A 1,874-nucleotide genomic window follows, 5' to 3' on the forward strand; every position below is an offset into this window, starting at 1 on the left:
ATCAAGGCGGACGGGCAGGCGATATTGTGCTTTTCACCCAACGCGCGATTGAGCCAGTAGGCCAGCGCCGAATTGAACAACACCTGAATCAGAATCGGCACCGCCAGCAAGGCAATCACCAGCGGCTGCTTGAGGATCGCTTCGCCCTGGAAAGCAAACAGCAGCACCAGCGTGGCCAGCAAGGCGCCGATGGACCAAGGACCGATCTTCACCATCGCGGCGTCAAACGCCGCTTGCCCCTTGGCCAGTAAAAACTTGCGCCACAGCTGCGCCAGCAGCACCGGAATCACGATGTACAGCCCCACCGAAATCAGCAGCGTGGCCCACGGCACGGTGATGGCCGAGATGCCGAGCAAAAAGGCCACCAGCGGCGCAAAGGCGACCACCATGATGCTGTCGTTCAGCGCCACTTGCGACAGCGTGAACAGCGGGTCGCCACCGGTGAGCCGGCTCCAGACAAACACCATGGCCGTGCAGGGTGCGGCGGCCAGCAGGATCAGGCCCGCGATGTAACTGTCGAGCTGGTCCGGCGGCAGCAGCGGCGCGAACCAATGGCGGATGAACAACCAACCGAGAAAGGCCATCGTGAACGGTTTCACCAGCCAGTTGACGAACAGCGTGACACCGATGCCTTTGACGTGTTGGCGCACCTCGTGCAGCGCACCAAAGTCGACTTTGACCAGCATCGGAATGATCATGACCCAGATCAACACGCCCACCGGCAGGTTGACCTTGGCCACTTCCATGCGGCCAATCGCCTGGAACACATCGGGCAGCAACTGGCCGAGCGCGATGCCGGCGACGATGCACAAGAAAACCCACACCGTCAGGTAGCGCTCGAACACGCTCATGGGCGCGCCGGTCAGGCGGTTTTCTGTTGTTTTACTTGGCGCACGCATGGGTTTTGCCTTTGTCTGTCGGGAGCACGACCCATCGGGTCAAGTTGCGCCGTTGGCGGCGAGCTGCAGGAGGCGGTCCACCCCTACCGGCTCGTCTTGCAACAGGGGCACCAAGGCATAGCGACGGGCGTGTCGGGTGGCCACGGACTCGATTTCACGCAGCTCGTTGTGGGCCCGCTGGCGTAATAAAGGCGAGGTGACCGGCGCGGTGAGCGAGGCGGCCGCCACGCTGTTGTTGATGATCCAGGCCCAGGGTTCGATACCGGCGCGACGCAGATCGGCCTGCAGATTGGCGGCCTCCAGCACCGGCGTGGTCTCAGCCAGCGTCACCAGCAGCACCTTGGTCTGCGTCGGGTCTTGCAGCTGCATCATCGGTGTCGTGAAGTGCAAATTTGCGCCCTCCATCTGGCGCGCGATGTCGCGGTGGTAGGCGCCGGTGGCGTCCAGCAGCAGCAGGGTGTGGCCGGTCGGCGCGGTGTCCATCACCACGAACTTTTTACCGGCTTCCCGGATCACGCGTGAGAAGGCCTGGAACACGGCTATTTCTTCGGTGCAGGGCGAGCGCAGATCCTCTTCCAGCAAGGCGCGGCCTTGCGCGTCCAGCGTGGCCCCTTTGCTTTCGAGCACCTGCGCACGGTAGCGCTCGGTCACTTCATGCGGATCAATACGGCTCACGGTGAGGTGTTCCAGCGTGCCGTGCAGGGTCTCGACCAGGTGCGCGGCCGGGTCGGAGGTGGTCAGGTGCACACTCAATCCGCGATGCGCCAGCTGCACCGCCACCGCTGCGGCCAGCGTGGTTTTGCCGACGCCGCCCTTGCCCATCAGCATCACCAGACCATGGCCGTCGGCGGCGATCTCATCCACCAGTTGCGACAGGCTGGGGGCATCAAGCTGGATCACCTCAGGCGTGAGCGCCGCCTTGCGGGGCACTGTCGTCACCAGCAGTTGGTGCAAGGCGTTCAGGCCGACCAGGTC

Annotated in this window: 2 protein-coding genes; both read right to left on the minus strand. The window is 63.7% G+C overall.

All coding sequences use genetic code 11. The annotated features are described in order from the left end of the window. Positions 1-899 (minus strand): ACR3 family arsenite efflux transporter (arsB, locus tag B3V69_RS16075; RefSeq protein WP_296448019.1); only part of this gene is annotated, 899 nt, incomplete at its 3' end. Positions 900-938: 39 nt separating this feature from the next. Then, on the minus strand, positions 939-1,874 hold a 936-nt coding region (locus tag B3V69_RS16080; RefSeq protein WP_296448020.1), incomplete at its 5' end, for an ArsA-related P-loop ATPase.

Origin of the sequence: Rhodoferax sp. UBA5149 (assembly GCF_002413825.1) — a bacterium.
GTDB lineage: Bacteria > Pseudomonadota > Gammaproteobacteria > Burkholderiales > Burkholderiaceae_C > Rhodoferax.